Here is a 2,983-nt window from a genome sequence, read left to right as displayed (position 1 = left end):
AACTGGGAGTTTCGCAACTGCTTATCTGCACCTATCCGCACGCTGCGCTTGGCTTCGCGCGATTCTGCAAGACCGACTAACTACCCGCTCCCAGGCGTTTTTTCAGCCCCTCGGAAATCTATATCCAGAAATATGTAGGAGGAGCATGTTTACTCCGAATTCCATTCCCTATCAGCAACAACCTGGCTTTCAGCGCACCTACCGCCAAGGCCGCCTGAGCCTAGGTCTTTTCTTTCCCCTCGAAGCGTTTACCGCCGATACGCCGACTATGTTTGACCAAGTGAGCCTGGCCCAACGTGCCGAAAAGCTGGGTTTATCGGCCCTCTGGTTTCGCGACGTGCCGTTACGCGATCCCACCTTCGGTGATCCGGGCCAGGTCTTCGATCCCTGGGTCTACCTGGGTTTTATGGCGGCACACACTCGCTCGATCGCGTTGGGTACCGCGTCGGTCATCCTGCCAATCCGCAATCCCCTACACACCGCCAAGGCTGCAACTAGCGTCGATCAGCTCAGTGGTGGCCGCCTGTTACTCGGCGTGGCTTCCGGTGACCGTCCAGTAGAGTTTCCAGCATTCGGTGTCGACCCGGAGCAGCGCGGCAGCCTGTTCCGCGAATACCTCAAGGTATTTCGCGAGGTTCAGCTCAGCAGCTTCGTGCCTTTGACCTTGTCCGGCGGCAAGCTTGAGGGGGCAGATCTGATTCCCAAGCCGACTACGGCTGAAATTCCTTTCTTCGTCACCGGCCATAGCCGCCAGACGCTGGAGTGGATTGCCCGCTGCAGTCATGGCTGGATCAGCTATCCGCGTGCACCGAAGGCCCAGCAGCTGACTGTCGAGGGCTGGCGCGCGGCGGTTCGTGCCGAATGTGGTGACCTGTTCAAACCCTTCACCCAGTCGCTATACATCGACCTGACAGATAACCGCAGACACCATCACGGCCGATCCACCTGGGCTATCAACTGGGCGATCTCACCTGATCGCGCTGCTGCACACCTTGCAGGAGGTCGGCGTTAAGCATGTGATCATCAATTTGAAATACGGCCAACGCGCCGCAGGTGAGGTCATTGAGGAGCTTGGTCAGTTCGTTCTACCTGACTTCGTCTGGTCAACATGAGCCGGCATGGTGCTGGAAGGCGACGAGCCGTGCTCGCTATCTGGTCGCCTGAGCTTCCCTGCGTTTATATTCGCGGCTGAGACTGACCAGAAAGCAATGTCGCCATCGGTCGCAAAGGCTTGATGCTCCCGAGTGACTGACGCGCCGGCACCTGGCCGACGGCGGACGCCGGCGCTTCGGCCATTGCCAACGTTCGACGTGTTTCGCTTCTACGTCAGCGATATGGTCGCAATCCCCTCGCTTTTCAACCGCCGTGCCACGCGTGGCCCAGCCACGCGCCGATCGCGTGATCCGGGCGCGGCGGAGCCGTCGCCCAACTGCGCCGCTTCATGTGACGATTCGAAACGTGACGGTGGTCAGCTTCGGTTGCCCGTGTTGCTTGATCGACGCGGGCAGATGATCGGCGAGCACCGACGAGCCGTGCGCGATCGCCAACTGCACCAGGGTATCGAGCATCTTGCCGACGTGCCGCTCCATCGCGCCGGGGGTCGCCGCATGTGAATCTTCGTCGGGGTCGTAGTAAGTGCGGGCAATCACGGCCGGCGCGATGCACGCACGTAGGCCCGCAACGCCGTGAAATCCTGGTTCGCATAGCCGCGCTCGATGGTGAGCTTTTCCGGGGGACTACCGGATGAAGAATCGCGAGGGTATCGCCGCCCGCTTCGTGCTGGGAGGCTGAAGGCGGCTCAACTGGGCCCAGTCGCGGCAACCCGAGGTGCGCGAGCGCCTTGTCCGCCTCCGTCATGAACACCTCGGGCCAGGTGCCACACAGCACCTCGAAGGCCACGCGTGCGCCGCGCAGTTGCGTGGCAAGCCACACGTCCCTCGAACTGCTCGCCCCACAAGACCCGCTGCACGAGGACCACGGCACCACATTCCGCGGCGTAGTCGATTACCGGCAGAAAGCGCGCATCGTCGATGATCGTGCGGCCGTGCGTTTGCGCGAGCGCGGTGAAGACGGCGAGCTCAATGCGGCTCGGGCGGATCGGGACCGACGGGTCCGCCGCTACCTCTGGCGATGCAGCGTTGGCCGCGCGGCGCTACAAGGTCGCCGATTCATCGGGAGATACTCGGGGAAGAAGGGCGAGACGAAGCAGGTTGCCAGCAAACAAAAGAGCTAGCCGTAGGCGTAGCGACGCACCAAGCCGTTTCTGAATACAATATCTTCTCGACGGGCAATGAGTGAACCGCCCTTCCTTTGGGAGTCGCAACCAGAGCCCTAGCAAGTGCGTGATCCGTCGAAAGTAGACTCTGGCTTACAGCAAGGTCTCGGTAACACCTTCCCTTCGATGCTATTACCGTCTGAACGAGGTTAATCGTGAAGCCGCTTCCTGACGATTGCCCAATCTATTCGTACGGTACCGATATGCCACCTGGCATTTGCAAGAAGATCTACCCCGATGGTCGGTACGAGTTTGTACAATTTGATCTGGAAAGCAACGAAGAGTTGGTTGTGCCGCTAGCAGAGGCTCTCGATCGCTTTGCAAGACTTGCTTCTGTTCAGACACACTAAAATGCCCGCCGTGCCGGCTTCGAGATCACGTGCGGCACCGGCATTCGAATGTACCGCCATGCAGCCCAACCAAGTGCTTAGGCATTGCCACCGAAATCGCTCGGCGCGGTCAGCCCCACGGTAATGCAGACCATGCGCGGCGTGCAGTTCACCACGGCGGTGCTGCGCCGTTGAAACCCATCAAGGGCTCGTTCACGAAGGCATCGCTCACCGTACATCTCGCCGAGCGTGCTGGCGTTGAACCTAAGGCCGCGAAGGCGTTGATGGCGGCACTCGAAGAGACGGTGCTCGCATCAGTCCACAAGAAAGGCGCCAAGGAGTTCACGCTGCCGGGTCTTTTGAAGGTGGTGGCGCAAGA

At 60.3% G+C, this 2,983-nt stretch carries 4 protein-coding genes; 3 read left to right on the top strand and 1 reads right to left on the bottom strand.

The window, feature by feature from the left end; all coding sequences use genetic code 11:
* Positions 1–145: 145 nt before the first annotated feature.
* On the top strand, positions 146–1,012 hold the full coding sequence (locus AWB81_RS41595; protein WP_235026210.1) for a TIGR03571 family LLM class oxidoreductase: 867 nt from the start codon (positions 146–148) through the stop codon (positions 1,010–1,012).
* A 427-nt stretch (positions 1,013–1,439) separates the two neighbouring features.
* Here the strand turns inward: AWB81_RS41595 and AWB81_RS47955 are convergent, their stop codons facing one another.
* Positions 1,440–1,649 (bottom strand): hypothetical protein, encoded by a 210-nt coding sequence (locus AWB81_RS47955; protein WP_062644305.1) that lies wholly within the window; start codon positions 1,647–1,649, stop codon positions 1,440–1,442.
* A gap of 206 nt (positions 1,650–1,855) precedes the next feature.
* Here AWB81_RS47955 and AWB81_RS41585 point away from each other — a divergent pair, with 206 nt between their 5' ends.
* Positions 1,856–2,233 (top strand): hypothetical protein, encoded by a 378-nt coding sequence (locus AWB81_RS41585; protein WP_062644298.1) that lies wholly within the window; start codon positions 1,856–1,858, stop codon positions 2,231–2,233.
* Between the two features lie 562 nt (positions 2,234–2,795).
* On the top strand, positions 2,796–2,983 hold a 188-nt coding region (locus tag AWB81_RS41580), incomplete at its 3' end, for an HU family DNA-binding protein (protein WP_235026209.1).

It is taken from the genome of Caballeronia arationis (genome assembly GCF_001544975.2).
In the GTDB taxonomy this organism is placed as follows: domain Bacteria; phylum Pseudomonadota; class Gammaproteobacteria; order Burkholderiales; family Burkholderiaceae; genus Caballeronia; species Caballeronia arationis.
This window is presented reverse-complemented; position numbering and strand designations above follow the sequence as displayed.

Bases quoted from the DNA above. Each gene is read 5' to 3' on its own strand.
- AWB81_RS41595 (WP_235026210.1), top strand. From the start codon at position 146: ATGTTTACTCCGAATTCCATTCCCTATCAGCAACAACCTGGCTTTCAG.
- AWB81_RS41585 (WP_062644298.1), top strand. From the start codon at position 1,856: ATGAACACCTCGGGCCAGGTGCCACACAGCACCTCGAAGGCCACGCGT.